The organism is Bacteroides sp. An322 (genome assembly GCF_002161765.1).
Classification (GTDB): Bacteria; Bacteroidota; Bacteroidia; order Bacteroidales; family Bacteroidaceae; genus Phocaeicola; species Phocaeicola merdavium.
In genome coordinates, this window is sequence record NZ_NFIN01000027.1 from 20,603 (window position 1) to 42,205 (window position 21,603).

Here is a 21,603-nt window from a genome sequence, read left to right on the forward strand (position 1 = left end):
TCGTTTTAAAAGGTTGGGTTAGTTAGAGAATCCGTAAGAGTTCTTCAAGTGCCCGTTAGAATCGTTAATCGTTGTTGTATGAATTGGCCATATATAACGGTTGATTACTTGTCCGGCAGGACCTTGGAAACCGGCATATTTATCGTAGCTGATAAGACCGCTACTAATATAATTAAGGGCATCGTATGTACTATTGTCATCAGGAATAACACCGTCTTTCTTCACGTTGCCCCAAAAGCTCACACTCTTATAGTCGTTGGTACTTTCCGGTTCCTCATACCAGCAAACGCTAGAATAGTCAACTAAATACCAAGGATCTGCCGAAGCATTTTCTTTATAATACAGATTCTTTACGTATTCATCATTTTCGATGGCATGTTTGTAAGAGTCAAGCATTTCTACGGTCTTGTCTATCAACAATCCCCAACGAATAAGGTCATATTTACGTACTGCTTCACCCGCCAATTCCCATGCGCGTTCGTCTACAATCGCATCAAAGAAACTTTCCTTGCTTCCTGCTGCTTGAGCCACATATTGCGAAACCTTTTCGGAATTTCCGTTAAAGGCACGGCTACGTACTTCCGCCAACGCTTCTACAGCCGATTTGCCGCAAGTACCTGCACCATTAGGTCCATAAAGTTCATTTACTACCTCAGCATACATTAACAATACATCTGAATAACGCATTACTACCCAATTGATACCATAACCGGTCTTGGTACTTACTGCAGCATTTTGAGCACGCCATTCTTCAGTCATTTTGCGTACATCCCATTTAGCTACGTAAATACCAAAAGGAGCATTGGTAAAGGTCTGTGTCGCAGTTACATCACGCAATTCATACGGTGCACAAGTAATATCACGGCGTGTATCTTCCGGATCGAATGACATAAAGAACGGAGCAGTCAGCTTCACCTTACCCGATGAATTGCTGAAACCAAACGGACTTCCAGCCGTATTGATACGCACACCTGCCGTGTAGCCCATTTCACCTGAATAGTTCAAGCCGTGTGCCACTTCGAAGATATTTTCATAATAAGTTTGGTCCAAAGTCAGTTGGTTAATGCGATACCATTCATCCTCGTAACTGGGATTTAACTGATGCCGTCCGCTGCTGATAATGGCATCCAAACAGTTCAAAGCCAATTCATAAAGTTGGCGGCGTTTTTCGTTACCCGGACGCATTGTCGGATAAGTAGGATCACTATAACCCAACTGTCCTTCACGTTTTTCGCTTAGATTTACATAACCTTCTTTAGGAGTCTCACGGATTGCATAACCGGCTTCTGCCAAAGCAATACGGGCAGCCAATCCGTATGCAAATCCTTTTGTGCAATGTTCAGAAGTATAGCCTGCCTCACCTACCCATGGCAATAATTCGGCAGCTTCTTGCAAATCCACTAACAACGTATCCATAATAACATCACGATCCGTTTTTTCCAAATAAAGGTTAGAACCGTCGCTTTGAGTGGATTCCAACTTCATAGGCACATCCCCGTAGTGCTTAATCAAGTCAAAGTAAACCATAGCACGCAAGGTAAGCGCTTCACCTAAATAATAGCGCATCTTCTCGTTTTCACGAATTTCAGAACTGCGAATGCCTTCAATTACCAAATTCGCATATTCGATAATTTCAAACATCTCGCTCCAATTGTTAGACAAGCGGTTCCAATTAGGTGCATTATAGTTACACAAGCCACGCTCGGACTCTGCTGTAGTAGTTTCTTGAGTCAATGCATCCACCAATTCAATATCGCTATTGGTAGAGAAGTTTAATGGGATACGGCATCCGTAAGTATGGTCTAGCACCAATCCGGCATATACACGGTTAAGGGCTTGCTGGGTATATCCTTCGCTATTGTAAACCGTTTCGGGAAACATTTCCGAAGGAGAGTTCTGATCCAAGAAATCGGAACAAGAAGTTGTGGCTACTCCCATCACCCCAGCCACAATCAAGGTCTTTACTATATTTTTCATCATTGATTCCTTTCTTTAAAATTAGAATGTTACATTGATACCTCCAACAATAGAGAAGCTCTTCGGATAAGCTGCATAATCCACACCCGGAGTCATAGGGGTGCTAGTACAGCAATCCACTTCAGGATCTACGCCCGAATAGCCTGTGAAGCAGAACAAGTTATAACCGGTAGCATAAATGCGGACATTTTGCATCAGCATCTTTTGAGTCCATGCTTTCGGCAAAGTATAACCGATAGAAATAGTTTGCAAACGCAAGAAAGACGCATCTTCTACATCCCAACTCGTCAAAGGACGTCCCGTTACGGTTGCCGGATTGTAAATAGATTTGCCACTATTCACACCATTAATATAATCATAGTATGCTTGTTCACCATGAGCTGCGATGTAATCGTTTGCAAAATTACGGTTCATCATATTTTCACCAGTCACTGGGTCTACACGTGACCAACGGTTATCCATTGTAAAGTTATTATTCACGTTATAATGCTGACGAGAGCCATCGTAGAAACTTGAAGCAGCTTTCGTACCGTTGATAATTTGTCCGCCCAACTGATAGTTGAAGAAAATATTAAAATCGAAATTCTTCAAGAAACGACCGTTCAATCCGAAACCTCCGATAACAGGTTGAATGGTATTACCCAAACGCACTTTATCTTTAGCATCAATAGTGCCATCATTGTTCACGTCTTTCAACTTCATCGAACCGGGTTCCAACGCTCCAGTTACTGTACCCAATCCATGAGTTACAGGCTTACCTTCTGCATCGGTACGAATAGTCCAACCGGTACCGTTCCATTGCAAATCGTCAGTCGTATATACTCCATCATAAATATAACCGTAAACTTCACCCAATCGTCCGCCTTCTTCCAGATAAAACTCTTCTTGGCTAATGACGCCAGAGCCTGACCATTTACTACTTTCCCAAGTAGCGCCACCAGGATATTTATCAATCTTACCGTGGTTGTATGAAATATTAAAGTTAAAATTCAATCCCCAATCTTCTTTATCGGCAATTACAATATCCGTCATAAATTCGATACCTCTATTGGAAGTCTGTCCCACATTCTGGTATTGATATGCATAACCTGACGAACCGGGAAGCGTCTGACGCATCAACAAATCCTTGGTCGTATTCCAATAAGCATCAATGCTACCTGTGATACGGCTATTGAAGAAACCGAAATCGATACCAATATTACGGGTAATAGTCGTTTCCCACTTTAAGTTCGGATTTGCCAACATCGTACCATGTTCCAGCATAGAAGCGGTAGTTTCATTAAAATAAATGCTTCTAACATCTGTTCCAGCCAATGCGTATGTAGTGTACATATAGCGGGCATCAATCCGGTTATTACCGGCTGTACCATAAGAAAGACGGAGCTTCAAGTTAGAAAGCCAATCGGTTGTCTTTTTCATAAAAGATTCTTCGCTGATACGCCATGCTAAAGCAACAGAAGGGAATACACCCCAACGGTTGCCATCGGTAAACTTACTAGAGCCATCAGCACGTACCGTAGCGGTCAACAAATAGCGGTCGAACAAAGAATAATTAATACGGCCAAAGAAAGAAGACGTATTGTCTTTTATACCAATATAAGTTTCAGTAGGCAAAGCCGTACCATTACCCATAGAAGCCAACACATCATCTACAGAATTGTCTGTAGGGAATCCTACTGATGTCAAATTAGTATCATCATACCAAGAACTGGTCATTTCCTGACCGATCATTACGTTGAACTTATCTTCTTTTGCAATCAGATTCTTATGGTCGTATGTCACAGTATTAGCCAAACGCCATTCTTTCTGAATACGCTTAGTCAAATAAGCCTGAGGCTGTCCTGAATAACCAAACTTAGAGTTTGCGGTAGCCTTAGCCTCCCATACTTGATCAGTGTTATTATAACGCCAACCGTAGCCATATTCTGAACGGAATTTCAACCCTTCGATGGGTTCCCATGTCAAACTGGCATTCGCATTATTCTGTAAACGTGTCTGTTTCTTATAAGTCGCGTTAATGCGTTCCAACGGCGTATAATCGGTATTACCCGTATCTTCGTCTACAAAATCTTCTGACAAACGTGTCACAGGACGATAGATTGTACTACGTGCAACAATAGAATATGCTTTACTGCTTTCTTGTGTATCTGCACCACCGCTCAAACCATCAATTTCAGTATAAGAAAAACGATCATTCACATCAAGTGTCAACCAATCATTCAATTTAGTCTGGACCTTCACAGTAATGTTGTTTCGGGCATATCCAGAACCAATCATGATACTCTTTTCATCATTACGTGAATAACTAACGGCATATTTAGTCTCCTTCGTACCACCGCTTACACTTACGTTATATTGCTGTTGGTTACCTGTACGTCCAAAAAGTTCTTCCTGATAATTGGTACCTTCGATAGATTTCCAAATATCCAAATCTTGGAAAAGACCATAGTTTGTCCCATCCTGATTGAGTTCCTGTTGATACATTACATATTCGTATGGGCTTAATACACCTACTTCGCCTACACGTTTACGTATACCAAAAGAAGCTCCGAAATTAACCTGAGGCTTGCCTTCATGCCCCGATTTAGTAGTAATAATGATTACACCATTTGCACCTTTAGCACCATAGATAGCTGTAGAAGAGGCATCTTTCAGCACATCAATGCTTTCAATGTCAGCCGAAGCGATATCACTGATGCTGGAAACAGGGAATCCATCTACAATATACAAAGGAGAGTTATCTTGAGACAATGACCCTCCACCACGCACACGGATTTTTACTTCCGCATCGGGTGAACCTTCAGTGGTTGTAATAGATACACCCGGCATTTTACCGGTTAAAGCCTCTGATACATTGTTTACGGGCACTGCCGCCAATTCTTCTGCACCGACAGATGCAATAGAACCGGTCAAGTCTCTTTTAGACATCGTACCGTAACCGATTACAACAACTTCGTCCAACATTTCCGTGTCTTCTTCCATAGTCACGTTCAGTTGGGCTTCTCCGTTGTATGTGACTTCCTTGTTTTTATAACCGATGTAGGTAAACGTAATGACATCCGACTTCTTTACCCCCGAAAGGATAAAGTCTCCGTCCAAACCAGTAACAGTACCATTCGTGGTACCTTTTACTACTACGCTGACGCCAATCATCGGTTCTCCTATGGCGTCTTTCACGATGCCCTGCACTTGCCCGTTCTGAGCAAAAGAGACGAGGCATAGCATACTCATTACGAGTAGCGCGACTGCGCTTCTTAGTCTTTGTAGGTAATACATAAATCAAAAGATGTGTTTAAATAGGAACTTTAATATTTTATATGCAAAGTTCTCTCAAAACACATCTTTTTTTGTGCACATTTTGATTTTTTAATGATAAAAATTGTTTTATTCATGCGGATTCCATTCGCTTGACCGCAAATAAACCTTGCTCATCGTTATTCCAGCCGCCTCTTTCTCAGTTAGTTGTTTTACCCATTTCACACGAGCAGACGTATCAGCCCCTTCACCGGAATTACCATACTCTGCATAACGGGCAGTTTGCTCATTGGCTTTATTCCGCCAATTATTCCACCCTGCCGGAACAATCTGTTTGCCCAACTCGCAATTCATAAAAACAGTAGAAGCATAAGGACGCCACGGACGCCCCAAGTAAACCTTGTTCACATTAGCATCTGCCGTCAGTTTACACTTATTGAACACATAACCATAAGCAATGCATTCGGGTGTAGAAGCAGCCGTCACAAACGAATTGGCTTTGCTATGAATGATACACCCTTCGAACCAAGCTGTAGAAGGACCAAAAATAAAGTCGGTTGTACCTTCGATGTAACAATTTTCGAAATAGAGGCGCGTACCTTCCACCCCTGTATAGACAGTATCTTGATTTCCCAACAGACGGCAATTGAAGAACCGCAAGCAATCGCCTTCTGTATGCAAAGCTACCGCCTGTCCTAAACGAGGAGCATTATTTTCAATGGTTATATTCCGAAACGTTATATGATTCCCTTCCACTTTCACCGTATAGGTACGAAATGTCCCCATTTGATTTATATTAGCATGGTCGGCATTGGTAATGACGGTTTCATTTACATCCTCACCGATTATTTCTATATGCTGAAGCCAAGAAGGTATGACTAATTTTTCATGGTATACGCCTTTCTTTACATAAATTTTCACATTGTAATCCATAAAGGCACGAGCAGACTCCAACGCTTCAAAAAGCGTTGCATAATCACCCGTCCCGTCTTGAGCCACAACCAACATCCGCGGTTCCGCAAAACGGCGTTGCTCTTTAGGAAGGCTTTCCCATTCAAGACTTGCCAAGATAAACGGACCTACCGCTTTCGGGTCATTATCCCGGATTTTCTCATTAATATAATAATTATAGTCACCCGAACGGTAATTCTTTCCTCCCAATCCGGCTACGGCACACGCACGAGTTATCGAAACCAATCCTTTTTCATCTACCTGGATGAAATTATTCAGGATGCCTTCATATCCCTTCCGCGCTACATTAAAGTAAGAAGAGGGAATATATCCTTTACGCACTGCCTTAAACAACGAATAGACAAACATCGAAGAACAAGACGACTCCAGATAATTTCCTTCATCACCGCTCCGGTCCATAACTTGATACCATAACCCTTCTGGACTTTGATATTTCTTCAAAGTTTTTGCAATATGATTCAGAATAACCAATACCGAATCGCGTCCCGGTTCGTGTTTCGGGATAAAATCGAGCACATCTACAATCGCCATAGCGTACCAACCCAACGCACGTCCCCACGTATGTTGTGATTGACCGGTCTGTTTATCTGCCCATTTCTCGGTTTTGCTCACATCACACGCATGGCGGAACAAGCCTGTAGCAGGGTCGTAGGTATGTTTTGCCGCTAATTGGATTTGTTTAATAACCTCCTGATAAGCCTGAGGTTCATTATTCCGATAAGCATATTCTGCCAAATAAGGAACTCCCATATAAATACCGTCCAACCACATTTGGTGCGGATATACTTTCTTATGCCAAAAACCTCCGTCCGCATTGCGTGGCTGCCCTTCGAACTGTGTACGGATTAAGTCTAACGCTTTTTTATATTTTGCTTCTTTCGTCTGCTCATAAATACGGAACAAGAATTTACCCGAATTGATACGGTCCAAACTATATTCCTCTACCTTATATTTCTTTATTGTACCGTCTGCATTGACCATTGTATCAGCATACGCCAACGCATAATCAAAAAACTTTGCATCGCCATACCGGTCATACACATCCAGCATTGCGCCTAATTCCAATCCATGGCAATAATCCCACTTCAATGCCGGTTGGAAATCAAGCATCCAAGACTCTGGATTCCGAACCATTTCCGACTCAGCCATTCGGACTGACCAACACTTCTGCCCTTCAGGAAAATCTGTTTTTGCCTGAACTGCATTCGAAATTGAGAACAAAGCCCCCAATCCCAACAATAACCAAACATTGTTTTTCATGACACCTAATTTTATTTTTTACAAAAGTACGAAAAAGCCCTAATCAGCATGTGGATTTTCTGGGCTTAAAAGTCGATTATTTATTCATCTATATGGAATTATCGTGTACGATAACGGGAAAAATCGTTTTTATTTGACCTAAGTTTATAAATTCTTTAAAAATCCATTGCAAATTAAAAGAAAAGAGCGTACATTTGGTGCAATATCATTCATTATTAACCTTAACAACCCTACTTAAGAAAGATAAAATTAACGTATGGAACAAGTTTTTAGCTACATTATCAGCTTAGGAGCATCAGTCATGATGCCCATTATTTTTACAATTATCGGTTTATGTATTGGCATGAAGTTCGGCAAAGCATTGAAGTCCGGACTCTGCGTGGGGGTTGGTTTCGTAGGCTTAGGCGTAGTTACCGCTTTACTAACCACCAACTTCGATAATCCGTTGAAAGCTATCTCCGATCTTTATCATTTGCAACTAAACGTATTCGACATGGGTTGGCCCGCTGCAGCAGCCGTGGCATACAATACTGCCGTAGGTGCTTTGATTATCCCAATTTGCTTGGGTATAAATGTATTGATGCTCATCACGAAGACTACACGCACGGTCAACATCGACCTTTGGAACTATTGGCACTTCGCTTTCATCGGTGCCGTAGCCTATTTCGTAATGGGAGAAAGTCTGGCATGGGGCTATTTTGCAGCCATTGTATGCTACATCATCACCCTCGTATGTGCCGACCTTACGGCTGAAAAGTTCCAGAAATATTATGATTTGGACGGAATCTCTATTCCTCAACCCTTTTGCCAAAGTTTCACTCCTTTCGCTATCCTTATAAATAAAGCACTGGATAAGATTCCCGGCTTCTCCAAGCTGGACATTGATGCAGATGGCATGAAGAAAAAGTTCGGTGTGTTAGGCGAACCTTTGGTATTGGGTGTCATCGTAGGCGTACTCATTGGCGCTGCTGCACAGCTCGACATTAAAAAAGTGCTTTTCTTAGGCATCACGATGGGTGCGGTTATGGAACTTATTCCCCGCATTACCTCGCTCTTTATAGAGGGATTGAAACCTATTTCCGAAAAAACATCCGAATTGGTTAAAACCAAATTCAACGGCAAGAAAGTACATATTGGTATGAGCCCTGCTTTGGTAATCGGCCATCCTGCCACACTGGTAGCATCGGTCATCCTGATACCCGTCATTTTGGCATTAGCCGTATTCCTTCCGGGCAATCAGTTTCTTCCATTGGCATCCTTGGCAGGTATGTTCTACCTTTTCCCCATGGTGCTTCCTTATACGAAAGGCAATGTATTGAAAACTTTGATTATTGGTTTGGTGACTCTCATCATCGGACTCTACTTCGTAACCGATATGGCTCCCGACTTCACATTAGCCGCCAACACAGTATATGACGCAACACACGACCCCACGGCACATATCCCGGAAGGTTTCTCTGGCGGTGCGCTCGACTTTGCCTCCTCTCTCTTTGGGTGGGTCATCTATAGAGGCGTCAAGCTCTCTTACATAGGTGCCGGATTACTCGCCCTGATAGCCATTGGCATGATGCTCATCAACCGCCGCATCATCATCCGTAGTGAAAAAGAAGCAAAACAAGCCACAAAATAATCATTCCACAAAAAGAACTTAATAATTAAACATACAGAACGATGAAAAAATTAGCTATTGCAATGATGCTGGGCTTAGCAGCAACAACAGCATCTGCTCAAATGAACTACAAAGTACAGACAGCTTGCCATCCGCAAGACGTAAAACACTATGATACCGAACGCTTGCGCTCATCCTTCATGATGGAGAAAGTGATGGCTGCTGATGAAATCAACCTGACCTATACACTCTATGACCGCCTCATCTATGGCGGTGTAATGCCCGTTAACAAAGTGCTGAAGCTAGAAACATTCCGCGAATTAGGTCCAGAAATCACCTATTTCTTGGAACGCCGTGAATTGGGTGTAATTAATATAGGCGGAGACGGTGTCGTAACCGTAGACGGCAAAGAATATCCCATGAAATATAAAGAAGCACTTTATGTAGGTTGTGGCAATAAAGAAGTGACTTTCAAGAGCAACGATCCTGCCAAACCCGCTAAATTTTACATCAATTCAGCTCCTGCCTACAAGCAATTTGTCACTCAGCTGATTACTACCGATGTAGAAGCTCAAAAAGCCAATCCGAAGAAATACGCATTAGCTATCTCAGACCACTATGGAAAAATGGAAGACAGCAACGACCGTGTAGTGAACCAGTTGATTGTGAAAGATGTATTGGAGCGTGTGAAAAACGGAGGTACCAACCAGTTGCAGATGGGATTGACCGAATTAGCTCCCGGCTCGGTATGGAACACCATGCCTGCCCACACGCATACGCGCCGTATGGAAGCATATTTCTATTTCAATGTGCCCGAAGGCAATGCCATTTGCCACCTCATGGGCGAACCTCAAGAAGAGCGTCTGATTTGGCTTCATAACGAACAAGCTATCACCTCACCCGAATGGAGCATTCATGCAGCTGCTGGCACCAGCAACTATACTTTCATTTGGGGTATGGCAGGCGAAAATCTGAAATATAGCGACAAGGACGAAATCAAATACCTTGATATGAAATAAATCATCATTAATATATAACTTCTAATAACTGTTTCATACCATGAGCAATTCAAACAAAACGGGGGCAAAAATGACCAATTACCGTTGGGTGATTTGTACGATGTTGTTTTTAGCTACCGCTGCAACTTACATGGACCGTCAGGTTCTTTCTCTTACTTACAAAGACTTTATCGCACCAGAATTGGGTTGGAACGATGACAATTACGGACTTATCACCGGCGTATTCTCATTGGCATACGCTATCAGCATGTTGTTCATCGGCAAATTCATTGACAAGGTTGGAACCCGTCGTGGCTATCTTTGTGCCTTCGGCACATGGGTGGTAGGTGCAACTTTGCATGCATTCACCAGCATCTTGACAAACGGCATCGTGGACGGCACATGGCTGTTCAGCTTTGAAGCCACACGCGAGCACTTGGCTGCCATCCGGACTACAGGCAATGTTGCTTTAGCCGTATCTACCGTCAGTGTATGGTTGTTCTTGTGCATGCGGGTCATTGTGGCAATCGGTGAATCAGGAAACTTCCCTTCTGCCGTAAAAATCACCGCAGAATACTTTCCGAAGAAAGACCGTGGCTTTGCTACCGGCTTATTCAATGCAGGGGCACAGATCGGAGCCTTGGTTGCTCCCTTTATCATCCCAGGCATCGCACGTGCTTTGGGTTGGGAAATGGCTTTCATCGTAATGAGTGGTTTCGGGTTGATTTGGATGATTGCATTCTATAAAGTGTATGACAAGCCAAGAGACAGCAAACATGTAAACAAAGCCGAACTGGAATACATCGAACAAGATGCCATAGCTGAAAATACCGTAAGCAAAGATAACAACGACGGTCCGAAAATCGGACTTTGGAAATGCTTCACCTTCCGTCAGACTTGGGCGGTCATCTTCGGTCGTTTCTTGCCGGACGGTGTATGGTGGTTCTTCTTATTCTGGGCACCTGCCTACGTCAAAGACGTATATGGCTACAGTTCAGACTCCACAATGGGTATCATGTTGATATTCACTTTATACCTTATTTCCATGCTGTCGCTTTACGGAAGCTACCTGCCCACTATCTTTGTAGAAAAGAAAGGCATGGACCCGTATAAAGGACGTATGAAAGCCATGCTGATATTCGCATTCTTTCCGCTAATCGGATTGTTTGCACAATCAGCCGGTTCTATCTCTTGCTGGTATCCTATCATCATGATTGGTATTATCGGTGCTGCACATCAAAGCTGGAGTGCCAATGTATATTCCGTAGTGAGCGATATGTTCCCCAAATCAGCCGTTGCTACGGTTACGGGTATCGGAGGTATGGTCGGAGGTATCGGAAGCTTCCTGTTCAACTATTGTTCAGGCATATTGTTCACTTATTCAGCAGAAAGCAACATGCAATTCTTGGGATTTGAGGGCAAGAATGCAGGCTACATGATTGTGTTTATTGTGGCTTCTTTGGCTTACCTGTTCAGCTGGATTATGATGAAGATTATGGTACCGAAATACAAATTGGTAGAAGTCTAAAATCATCTTTCCTTTTGTCTTTATAAAAATGCCTGCATTCCTTATTGGTGGAACGCAGGCATTTTTTACATGCTACACATACCGGTACTGTGTCAATCCTACTAGGGTAGGACTGCAATTCTACCCTGATAGGATTGCAATACTACCCTAATAAAACAGCAATCTTACCCTAATAGGATTAAGGAACAAACCTTTTGCTCCATAAAAAGCAATCTGATAAACCAAGAAAGACAAAAAAATAAATGAATGTCCGCATTTCGCCAATTTGCTTGTAGGGGCAGGGTTTGCCTGCCCGAGTGCGCCCATAAACATATCCGTTGATGTATCTAGGCGGGCAAACCCCGCCCCTACATTGGATATTTGCGGATATTCATTAAAAATAAAATTATTTCAAGTGCTTCTGAATCCATTTCAAATGTCCATACTCGGTAGCTTCCGAAGTCCAATGTTCGTTTATCGGAGTAATCAGAGCTTCTTTGGGACAATCCAATACATTATATACAATATAGCTGGTAGTGGGAGGACACGTATTATCATTGTAGCCCCATGTCATATATACCGGAACTTTGATTTGCTTGGCGAAATTCACCACATCGTAATAAGCCAACGTATTTATTTTCTCCGGTGTATCCATGCCTTGATAGTTCTTAAACAGATGCGGATAACCTCCGGCACGCCCGGCTTTATAGCCAGCCATATCGCTCAAAGCCGGATGATTTGCCACACAAGCCGTCACTCGCTTGTCCAGTCCGGCGGTAACGAGAGCCAAAGCACCACCTTGGCTTCCCCCTTGTACTATCACATTCTTTCCGTCCCAATCGGGCAATGAAGTCAGGTAATCAACGGCACGCACACAAGCTAAATACACCTTTTTCATATAATAATTGTCACGGTTATCAATGCCGTTTACCAAATAATTGCCGAATGCCGAAGAGATTTCCTTAAACTCTTCTGCCGACATGGTCGGATTCAGTCCGTGTATTTCCATTTCCAAACGGATGCAACCTTCATCCGCATAATAGATATGACGCTTCGGGTCTTTAATGGTCTTCACGCCCGCTCCCGGAGGGCAAAGCACTACCGGATAGTTGCCTGCCGCTTTCGGACGAGTCAGATATCCATAGATATACGACCCCGGACGGAAACATTGCAACTTAATCAGATAACAATCAGACTTTTCCGAACTATATTCCGGTGCTGGTTCTATCGTATATTTCATCGGACACTTGGCAGCCTCAGCCAAGTTCTTTTCCCAAAACGCATTGAAGTCGGCTGGCAATTTCGTATAAGGCTGCAATTTTTCGGGAGAGAACCCGATTTTTACATGATGCTTGTATTTCTTACCGTTTACGGTAGCCGAAAGGCGGCAATCTAAAAAGCCCGGCTGATTCATGGTACCCATTGAGATAACGGCACGCCCATTCTTCAATGTAACCGTTCCGCTCTTATCCGCAGGCATCATGTCCCCGCCTATTTCGTATGCCACTTCAAGCCCGTCTTGCGGAATGCCGTATTTATAGAACTGCACTTCCACCTTGGCTTTCTCGCCCGTCTCATACAACCAATCGGCATGGTCGGGCATCGTCACCCAAAGCACATCACTCCGATAAGGATAGTTTTCTGCCCAAAGAGGCATTGCAGCCAACAAGAACAAGCATACGGCTGCATAGTTCAGTATTTTCTTCATCATCTCTAATCAAGAAGTTAAAAGGAGTTAGAAGGAGTTATCACCCGACAAGCGGGTTCAGGAGTTAGAAGCCTATAGTTCAGCAATGCCTCATTAGCAAAAGTCTTGGCTTTTAACTCCTGCAAGCAAAGCGAAGCATAACTTCTTCTAACTCCTTTAACTCCTTATATTAATTAAACATACGTTTCCAAAAACTTCACCTGTCCTTCAGGCTTTACCGAAAGTCCTTGTGTGGTTGCAGGGAAAAGAACAGATTCACCAGCCTGAAGCTCTACCTGATTCCCTTCATTGTCCGCAATGCTGCAAGCGCCCTCCATACAAATATAAATCACAAATGAATCCAATTCGCTGTAATCCATTTCCATCGGTTCGGTCAAGTCGTACACCGTAGTCGTGAAATACGGGCAGCTTACCAATTCTACCGGCTCGTTCTGTTTCGGAGTGTAATGTGTACGGTAGTCCTCGCTTACTGTATAATCAATCGCATCTTTCGACAATTCGGTATGCAGTTCGCGTGTATTGCCGTTCTTATCTTTCCGGTTGAAATCGTAGATACGATAAGTAATATTCGAAGTCTGCTGGATTTCCGCAATGAAACACCCTGCCCCGATGCTATGGATGCGTCCGGCAGGCAAGAAGAACACATCGCCCGGCTGCACCGCATAATCGGCAAGCGCATCGCAAATGGTATTGTCAGCAATCATTTGCGCATATTCTTCGGGAGTAATCTGCTTACTCAAGCCTGAACGCAAATGTGCCTTGCCTCCGTCATTGCCAATGACATACCACATCTCGGTCTTTCCCATCGAGTTATGACGCTTCATTGCCAATTCATCATCCGGATGCACCTGGATAGACAAGTCCTGTTGCGCATCAATAAACTTGATAAGCAAAGGGAATTTTCCATTGAAACGCTTGTAATTGTTCTCGCCCACCAAAGCGGCTTTGTATTCATCTACTAACTGGGTCAAGTTCTTTCCGGCATCAGCCCCATTGGCTACTACCGATTCGTCTCCCGGCACGTCCGAGATTTCCCAGCTTTCTCCTACTTGTGCCTGTTGGCAATCTAAATGCTTAAAAGGAATAATCTTTTCGCCTCCCCAAATCGTCGATTTCAGAATAGGCTTAAATTTTAAAGGATACATACGATAAAAAATTAAGGTTATGAATACTTATATATTGGTTTAAACGCAGAGACGCAAAGACGCAGAGAATCATTTTTTAAGAGAAGGCAAAGCACACAGAGCAATTATATTCTTCTATAACCTTTGCTTCTCTCAATTAAAAAACTTTGCGTTTTCGCGTCTCTGCGTTTGATAAAATCATTTTCCCCACTCTTGCGCCCCTTCTACTTTCAACTTCGCGGTAAACGCTTTGGCTTTTTCGGCTGCAATGGCTTCCTCTTCGGGAGAAGCGTATGCGTGCTGATAGCCTTTCATCACGTTCCATTCGCCACGGGTGAAATCGGGGAACTCTACCGGTGCACAACCGTTGTCCATCGACAATTCTCCCAATTCGGCAAGGCAACACCATTCAGCCAAATCATAGACATCCATGTCCAAAGGCAAACCGTTCTGCAAGCAATATACCAGACGGCTGTCCATGATAAAGTCCATACCGCCGTGTCCGCCTACTTCTTTTGCCAATTCGCCATACTTTTTCAGAATCGGATGCTGGTATTTAGCCACCAAAGCTTCTTGTTCTGCCTTGGGAAGGAAACCATGTGCACTCAAATCGTCCACTTTCGGTTGTACGCCCGAAGCGGAAAGTTGCTTGCTGTCCAGTGCATAGCCTTCTACAGGATATTTATTAGCAAATCCTTTCGTACCCGTAAGCTGATACAGACGGCTATACGGCTGGGGAGTCATCACATCGTGCTGGATTTCGATTACTTTTCCGTTCACCGTGCGGATTAAAGTCGTAGTATGGTCACCGTTCCGGAAGTTCGTGCAAGCCGAATCCGTGCGTTCTTCTACCAAAGCTTTTCCTACCACCGACTTGGTATCCATAGCAACCAAAGTAGCCATACGGTCTCCACGATGGATGTTCAGAGCCTGTGCTACGGGACCTAAGCCATGCGTAGCATATACATCGCCCCGATGGCGCATGTTGTAATCCAACCTCCAGCCCAATTTATCGTCTTCTCCATTCTTCCAATAATGGTCCCAAAACTCATCCAAGTTGTGGATGTAAGCCCCTTGCGCCCGAATCACCTCACCAAAAACTCCCTGTTGAGCCATGTTCAATGTATTCATTTCGAACCAATCATAGCAACAGTTCTCCAATATCATACAATGCTTGCGGGTCTTTTCGCTCAGGTCGATCAATTCCCAACATTGTTGCAAGTTCATAGCCGAAGGCACTTCGATGGCTACATTCTTGCCGTTCTCCAAAGCACATTTGGCAATGGGGAAATGATGCAACCAGTCGGCTGCAATATACACCAAGTCGATATCCTCCCGCTTGCACAATTCTTCGTAGCCTTTTTCGCCCGAATAGATAGCGGCTTTCGGCATAGAAGCCTTCTCTAACAATTTCTGGCAAGCCTCGGCGCGCTCCTGCTCGTAATCGCATAAAGCCACAATCTGCGTACCGGGAATATACGTAAAACGTTCTACGGCACCGGGTCCGCGCATACCTAACCCGACAAAGCCTACACGCACCACTTCCATCTTAGGCAAAGCCAAGCCCAACACGCTTTTCTGCCCTTCGGGACGTTCGGGCGTCTTCACCACAATAGTTCCTTTTTTCCATTCCCATTGCGTGCCTTTATCATTGGTCTGCACAGCTGATTCCGGCTGTGTAGCACAAGCTCCGAGGGTCAGGCACATCCCCAAAGCCAAAGTCTTGATTATCTTCATATTTATATTCTGTTTATAGTTAATTGCATTTAGTTGAAACGCAGATTTCCGAAGATTAACGCAGATTCTTTATTATAATTAAATGTTATTTGCGGAAATCCGCATTAATCTGCGTTTTTATAAACTCACACATCTCCGGCTCAGCCTTGCATACCTCTTGATACAATCGGTATTGAGCCAACGTGCGGACATAATTATGTTCAGCATATTGAATCTGGTAATACGAATCCCCGTTCAGGTAATCGGTCAGAAAACGCACCGCCTGCATGTAAGGGAAAAGACGCACGGCGTAGGGCAACATCTCGATTTCGAGCGGCGTAAGAAAAGACATAGCCGATTCGAGATAGCCTTTTGCGAAAGCACGGAAGATATCCATATTGAAATGCACCTTCGCCACATCCGGCTCGTCTTCGGGAGCCGTGCAAGCCGCGGTACGCAAGAAGTCTCCGAAATCGGAAAAGACAAACGAAGGCATCACCGTATCTAAGTCGATGATGCAAAGCACCTTTCCCTCGGCATCAAACAACATGTTGCTCACCTTCGTATCGCAATGGCAAATCCGTTTCGGCAATTTACCTTCGCGATACAAGCGTTCGGCACGGCACATCTCGTCGGCATCCCGCTCGATTTCGTCTATCAACGCCTGCACTTTAGCCCTACGTTTTGCCTTATCCAAACTTACCGCTTCCCTCAATTGAGTCATCCGGAACTCCATATTATGAAAGTCGGGAATGGTTTCCCCTAACTTTTCGGGCAAGTCGGCAAGCATCGACTCGAACTCGCCGAACTTCAATCCTACCAAATATGCTGAATCAGGCGTCACCTCGGTTTGTGTATACGAATTGCGGATATACACACAAACACGCCAATAATGGGCACCATCGAAATGATATGTCTTCCCTTCTGGCGTAGGCAAGAAACGCAATACTTTCCGTTCCACGTCTTGCTCTCCACGCTCCAGCAACTTCGCCCGAATATGCTCGGTCACACATTCAATATTGTGCTGAAGCAATTCCACATTCGTAAACACCAAATGATTGATACACTGAAGTATATAGTCGTCCGCCCCCTCGGTCACAATCCCATAAGTCCGGTTTATCAATCCCGATTGGATAGACTCTATCTCCCTGATTTCTTTCACCTGAGGGAAATGAGCAATCACGTTCTGTAATTCAACATCCATAGTCTTTTGAACTTTTAAGGGTATAAAGGTAATAAAGATTTCGGAATTAACCGAACACATTCTACACTTTTGGAAATTTTCCAATAAAAATAAAAACTCCTGACTTCTAAACGAAGATCAGGAGTTCATCATTAATAGTGGTGCCACCAGGAATCGTAATCTAATGATAAGTGGCTGAATATCTTTGATGTATCTTTTAGCTAAAGAAGCAATCTCCCGCTATTGCTCCACCGGAGGCTTGCAATATTTTGCAGTGCCTTGCGGAGTCGATTTCCTATTATATGACAAAGGTAATGCTTTATTTTGAAATACAAGCAGATGACTTGTGTTTTTGCTCCACCGTTCAGTGTGTTTTGTTTTGTGTAAGGCTGTATGGAAGTTTCAAATAGTAATCAAAAAAATTAATGGAGAGACTTTCGTAAAAATGTTCAACATTCTGCTTTAATGCCAATTTTTGTTGAAGAAGATATATACTTGATCTCATATCCACTATTCGTTATGAATATTTCTGCATTATACTTTCTCCTATAGCTATAGTTTCGCGTTTATTTTTTCCTGTTGTTTGAATTACCATTCCATATCCGGCATCTGATCCTACCAATCTTATATGTATTTTACCATCATCAAAACATTTTTCTATAAACTCTTTTCCATTTGGATTAAATTCTAAAGAATTGATGGCAGATATGATAAATTCACAATTACGCAATCGTTCCCATAGTAATTTTAACTTATCACTACCATGGTCTTTTCTAAACTTGCACGATTTCTTTTCTGGCAGAATATTACATCTTTCAAGATTTAACGGCGTTCGTTGCTCTACGAACGATTGGATGATTTCGGTCTCTGATGATTCTGACGTGACTACGTTCAACACTTGCCCTACTTCCCGCTTTTCTTGGGTATTTCTGATCACATAAGAAGGATTTTCCCATTTAGGATGTGTGTAAAGAGATATTACTATCGTGTCAAGTAAATGAGCTGCAGTAAATCCTTGTCCAACGCACCACGTATCATTGACTTTTACTTCAAAATTCTCATTTACAAATCTTTCTTCTGCCTCCGTATCCGAATCTAAATAAGGATTTCTGGCTGTGGCAAGAATAAGATCGAACAAAATTTTACCCTTCGGATTATTCCGAAGATTAAATATATTTCGCAAGTTTTCATTAGTCAAGGATGTAATACCATGTTCGTATCTAATGCCATTAAATCCTTTTGCTTTCAATGCCTTAATAGTCTTGGCAAAGTTTGAAAATATGAGGAATGAGTCTTCATTATCATCCTTATCAAGAAAACTTAATTCATTGAAACATGCTTGTCGATTGAAAGAATCCATAAGGCATACTTTATAATAACTTCATCAATTGATTTTCCCATTCATCAATGAAGTCCTGTGGATAATCGCTTAACTCTCCATTTAGTCCAATCTTTATTGGAGTATTTATCGTGTAACTTTGATCTTTTTCAACTTTCTTGGTAAAATAATTGATACAGACCTGTTTTGAGCATATAATTTTTTCTTTTACAGCTACACGTAATCCATTTACAATATGGTCGCTATGAGTTTCAACAAATAGTTGAGTACCAGATGTTGCACATCTCGCAATTAACTCTCCCATTTTGGCTTGTCCTTTGGGATGAAGATGTGCTTCTGGGTTTTCTATGATTATTAGTTTATGAATACCACTTAAACATGCAACAATGACAGGCAAGATATAGGATATTCCGAACCCGACATTCGTAGGACGAAATTTGTTAGTCGATATAGTGTTCGTTTGAAACTCATAAGATACAACGACTTTATCTATCTGAGACAATTCTTCTGTTGTGATATTGATTCCGGGGCTTATTTCCTTCATCCATTCTTGTACCTGATCTAACAATTTGTTTGAAGAAGCAGTTTTGATACACATTGATTCAGGAACAATAAGGGAATCACCATACATAGACAAAAAATGTGCTGCGAGTTCTCCGTGGATGCCTATGGCGTGATTATTCGTTACCTCATCATATGACATTTTATATGCAGTTGTCGGGGACATTCGTTCGGCATTCAAAAACACAAAATCAGTCGTAAATAATGGCTGGCTGAAAATCTCAGAATCTATGTAACCTTCAATTTGACTGAGGACGTCGCTTTTTGCTGAATATGCATAACTTACATTCAAAGAAAATTCTTTTTCTTCCTCGTCTTGAATAAAGCCGAGGTTAAAGTGAATTTTTTCAGTTTCAGCAAAATTATATAGAGCATCTTTACCACGCCCAATTTCAACCATACTCCCATTAAGACTTAACTGTTTCAAACCAGATTTCATGCTTTGACGGAGGAGCAATAATGATTGTATAACCGTTGATTTCCCCATTCCGTTCAATCCCATAAATAGATTTAAAGAGGTAGGTACAAGAACCAACGACTTAATGGATTTGAAATTGTCTATGTTAATCTTTGTAATCATCAGATATGCATTTATACAAAATTTCGTGAATCTTATTATAACGATAATTTACCCTTCCTTTATCACCTGTAGCCGATGTTATAGCAGCCACAAACGTGTTGTCAGTATTCATAAGTTTGATAAACTCTTGAAAAATGCTTTTTTTACGTGAAATAGCACGTTTTTGCTCTTCCATCGTAAGGTTAGCCAGTTCAACACTCCATACTTCAAAAAGTGCTTTATTTATAGGTTTTCTTCTTTCATTTATCGAATACACCTTTCTAAAAGCCCATTTGCCAAATATAATTTTTGACAATTTCATAGCTTTATCGAAAGCTACTTGTATTTTATCAAGTTCATCATTAGTTTTGGCGTTAAGTTGTGCCATTGATGAAGTCATAAAAGTATCAAGATCCGGTCTATATCCTTTAGCCCCATTCAAATAAAAAGCAAGAAAACGAGTAACAAATTCTCGGTCAAGCATTCGATCTGTTGCAATGACATTTTGCGTAGCATCCTTAAATGATTGTAGTTGTGCCAAGTTGGCAACAAACTTAGATGGAATACCTTGGTTTAATGCATGCCGAATCTCTTGTGGCTCCAATACAAGACCTCCTGTATTTATGCGTTTGAAGATATTAAACTTAACATCAGCAGGCGTTCCTGGATTAATGATGTATGCAACAATCTCTGTTTCTTCAATCATTCTACGATAGTTTCGTGGAAGCTCTGAAAAGGTTTTTCCACTTATATTATCCAAGAATTCTAATCCCTGCAAACGTAATGTTTCATCAACAACAAAATTTTTTATAGCAGAAAGACGTTGCAAACCGTCAACAACAAGCCATTTTTCATCTTCTGTCCCATCAAAATAGAATGCTGGTAACGGGAGTTTAATGAGCATAGATTCTATTAGTCGACTTTGTTTGTCAGGAGTCCATAAATCTCCTTTTCGTTGGAAATCAGGAGCCATGTCTATTTCTGATTCACGTATTCTTTTGATTATGTTATCAAGAGACATTGTCTTGCTTTTTATATTGATTTCCTTGGGATTAAAAGGTCTTTCAATAGGGACTTCAGAGTCGTTTATAGATGTGGGTGACTCGTCTTCAACCTTATATGATTGAAGAAACTCCTCTGCATCATGTCTTTTTTTAAACTCCTCTGTATCAGAAGACGATATGTTTTGAATATCTATAGAATCCATTATACTTATTTTTTTGCAAATATAGGAAAAATCAGTGGATTACAGGCTATAGTTGCCAGAATTTATATTTCTACATGTTTACTGTATAGTGTTGATTTGCTGATATATTTATACAAATTAGCTATTTTGATATAGAAGCTGTTTTGATTTCATTCGATAAATCTGTTAAGCATGATTTGGATGAATGCAATCTGTACCATAGCTTCTGCGGTTTCAGCAAGGAATTCATAATCGATGGTCAGCCTTCTGAAGTTTTCCAGCCATGAGAAAGAGCGTTCCACAATCCAGCGTTTGGGCAGTACCTGAAATTTGGATGGACATTCGTCCGGTCTGAGTACGACCTCCAATATCCATCCGAATTTCTTCTTGACCCAATCAGCCAAATCTCCCCTATAGCCTCCGTCCGCCAGGATTTTCACCAAACGCGGAAATTTATAAGCGAGTTTTTCTATGGCTTGTGGGGCGCCCTTGCTGTCATGCAGGTTGGCTTCATGGATTGCGACGGCTAACGGAAGGCCGAGCGTATCGACTATGATGTGCTCTTTCCGTCCCTTGATTTTCTTGTTCCCGTCTATACCACGGTCAGAATCAACATGATGGGAGGTCTTTACGCTTCTGGAATCCATGA

14 protein-coding genes are annotated in these 21,603 nt (G+C 42.2%); 3 read left to right on the top strand and 11 right to left on the bottom strand.

The annotated features are described in order from the left end of the window. Positions 1 to 18: 18 nt before the first annotated feature. From B5F91_RS12530 to B5F91_RS12540, 3 genes are all read right to left on the bottom strand, one after another. Positions 19 to 1,977 (bottom strand): RagB/SusD family nutrient uptake outer membrane protein, encoded by a 1,959-nt coding sequence (locus tag B5F91_RS12530; protein ID WP_087429428.1) that lies wholly within the window; start codon positions 1,975 to 1,977, stop codon positions 19 to 21. A 21-nt stretch (positions 1,978 to 1,998) separates the two neighbouring features. Further along, positions 1,999 to 5,208: a TonB-dependent receptor gene (locus B5F91_RS12535; RefSeq protein WP_239416433.1), complete on the bottom strand. Its 3,210-nt coding sequence runs from the start codon at positions 5,206 to 5,208 to the stop codon at positions 1,999 to 2,001. Positions 5,209 to 5,361: 153 nt separating this feature from the next. Then, entirely contained in the window at positions 5,362 to 7,464 is a 2,103-nt protein-coding gene (locus B5F91_RS12540; RefSeq protein ID WP_087429414.1) for a pectinesterase family protein, read from the bottom strand. Positions 7,465 to 7,720: 256 nt separating this feature from the next. On the opposite strand from B5F91_RS12540, the gene B5F91_RS12545 reads away from it, so the two are divergent. The 3 genes from B5F91_RS12545 to B5F91_RS12555 are packed head-to-tail and all read left to right on the top strand — an operon-like array spanning position 7,721 to position 11,599. Further along, the gene (locus B5F91_RS12545; RefSeq protein ID WP_087429415.1) at positions 7,721 to 9,094 is read left to right on the top strand and encodes a PTS transporter subunit IIC; all 1,374 of its coding nucleotides are present in this window, start codon (positions 7,721 to 7,723) and stop codon (positions 9,092 to 9,094) included. Positions 9,095 to 9,135: 41 nt separating this feature from the next. Continuing rightward, the gene (kduI, locus tag B5F91_RS12550; protein WP_087429416.1) at positions 9,136 to 10,092 is read left to right on the top strand and encodes a 5-dehydro-4-deoxy-D-glucuronate isomerase; all 957 of its coding nucleotides are present in this window, start codon (positions 9,136 to 9,138) and stop codon (positions 10,090 to 10,092) included. Between the two features lie 40 nt (positions 10,093 to 10,132). After that, positions 10,133 to 11,599 carry an MFS transporter gene (locus B5F91_RS12555; RefSeq protein ID WP_204244692.1) on the top strand — a complete coding sequence of 489 codons (1,467 nt, stop codon included), beginning with the start codon at positions 10,133 to 10,135 and terminating at the stop codon, positions 11,597 to 11,599. Positions 11,600 to 11,984: 385 nt separating this feature from the next. On the opposite strand, the gene B5F91_RS12560 is transcribed toward B5F91_RS12555, so the two are convergent. The 8 genes from B5F91_RS12560 to B5F91_RS12595 form a co-directional block, all read right to left on the bottom strand. Continuing rightward, the gene (locus B5F91_RS12560; RefSeq protein WP_204244693.1) at positions 11,985 to 13,286 is read right to left on the bottom strand and encodes an acetylxylan esterase; all 1,302 of its coding nucleotides are present in this window, start codon (positions 13,284 to 13,286) and stop codon (positions 11,985 to 11,987) included. A gap of 173 nt (positions 13,287 to 13,459) precedes the next feature. Then, the gene (locus B5F91_RS12565) at positions 13,460 to 14,431 is read right to left on the bottom strand and encodes a type I phosphomannose isomerase catalytic subunit (RefSeq protein ID WP_087429419.1); all 972 of its coding nucleotides are present in this window, start codon (positions 14,429 to 14,431) and stop codon (positions 13,460 to 13,462) included. Between the two features lie 177 nt (positions 14,432 to 14,608). Then, positions 14,609 to 16,147 carry a Gfo/Idh/MocA family oxidoreductase gene (locus B5F91_RS12570; protein WP_087429420.1) on the bottom strand — a complete coding sequence of 513 codons (1,539 nt, stop codon included), beginning with the start codon at positions 16,145 to 16,147 and terminating at the stop codon, positions 14,609 to 14,611. Between the two features lie 85 nt (positions 16,148 to 16,232). Beyond that, positions 16,233 to 17,330 (bottom strand): aminoglycoside phosphotransferase family protein, encoded by a 1,098-nt coding sequence (locus B5F91_RS12575; RefSeq protein WP_087429421.1) that lies wholly within the window; start codon positions 17,328 to 17,330, stop codon positions 16,233 to 16,235. A gap of 496 nt (positions 17,331 to 17,826) precedes the next feature. Then, a complete protein-coding gene (locus B5F91_RS12580) occupies positions 17,827 to 18,669 on the bottom strand; it encodes a hypothetical protein (RefSeq protein WP_087429422.1) in 843 nt (280 codons plus the stop codon). Between the two features lie 10 nt (positions 18,670 to 18,679). Continuing rightward, positions 18,680 to 19,789, bottom strand: coding sequence for a DUF3696 domain-containing protein (locus tag B5F91_RS12585; RefSeq protein WP_087429423.1), 1,110 nt, complete (start codon positions 19,787 to 19,789; stop codon positions 18,680 to 18,682). Then, the gene (locus B5F91_RS12590; protein WP_087429424.1) at positions 19,773 to 20,975 is read right to left on the bottom strand and encodes a DUF262 domain-containing protein; all 1,203 of its coding nucleotides are present in this window, start codon (positions 20,973 to 20,975) and stop codon (positions 19,773 to 19,775) included. The genes B5F91_RS12585 and B5F91_RS12590 overlap by 17 nt, the downstream gene beginning before the upstream one ends. Positions 20,976 to 21,124: 149 nt before the next feature. Continuing rightward, a partial coding sequence (locus B5F91_RS12595; protein ID WP_144025121.1) for an IS5 family transposase occupies positions 21,125 to 21,603 on the bottom strand: 479 nt, incomplete at its 5' end.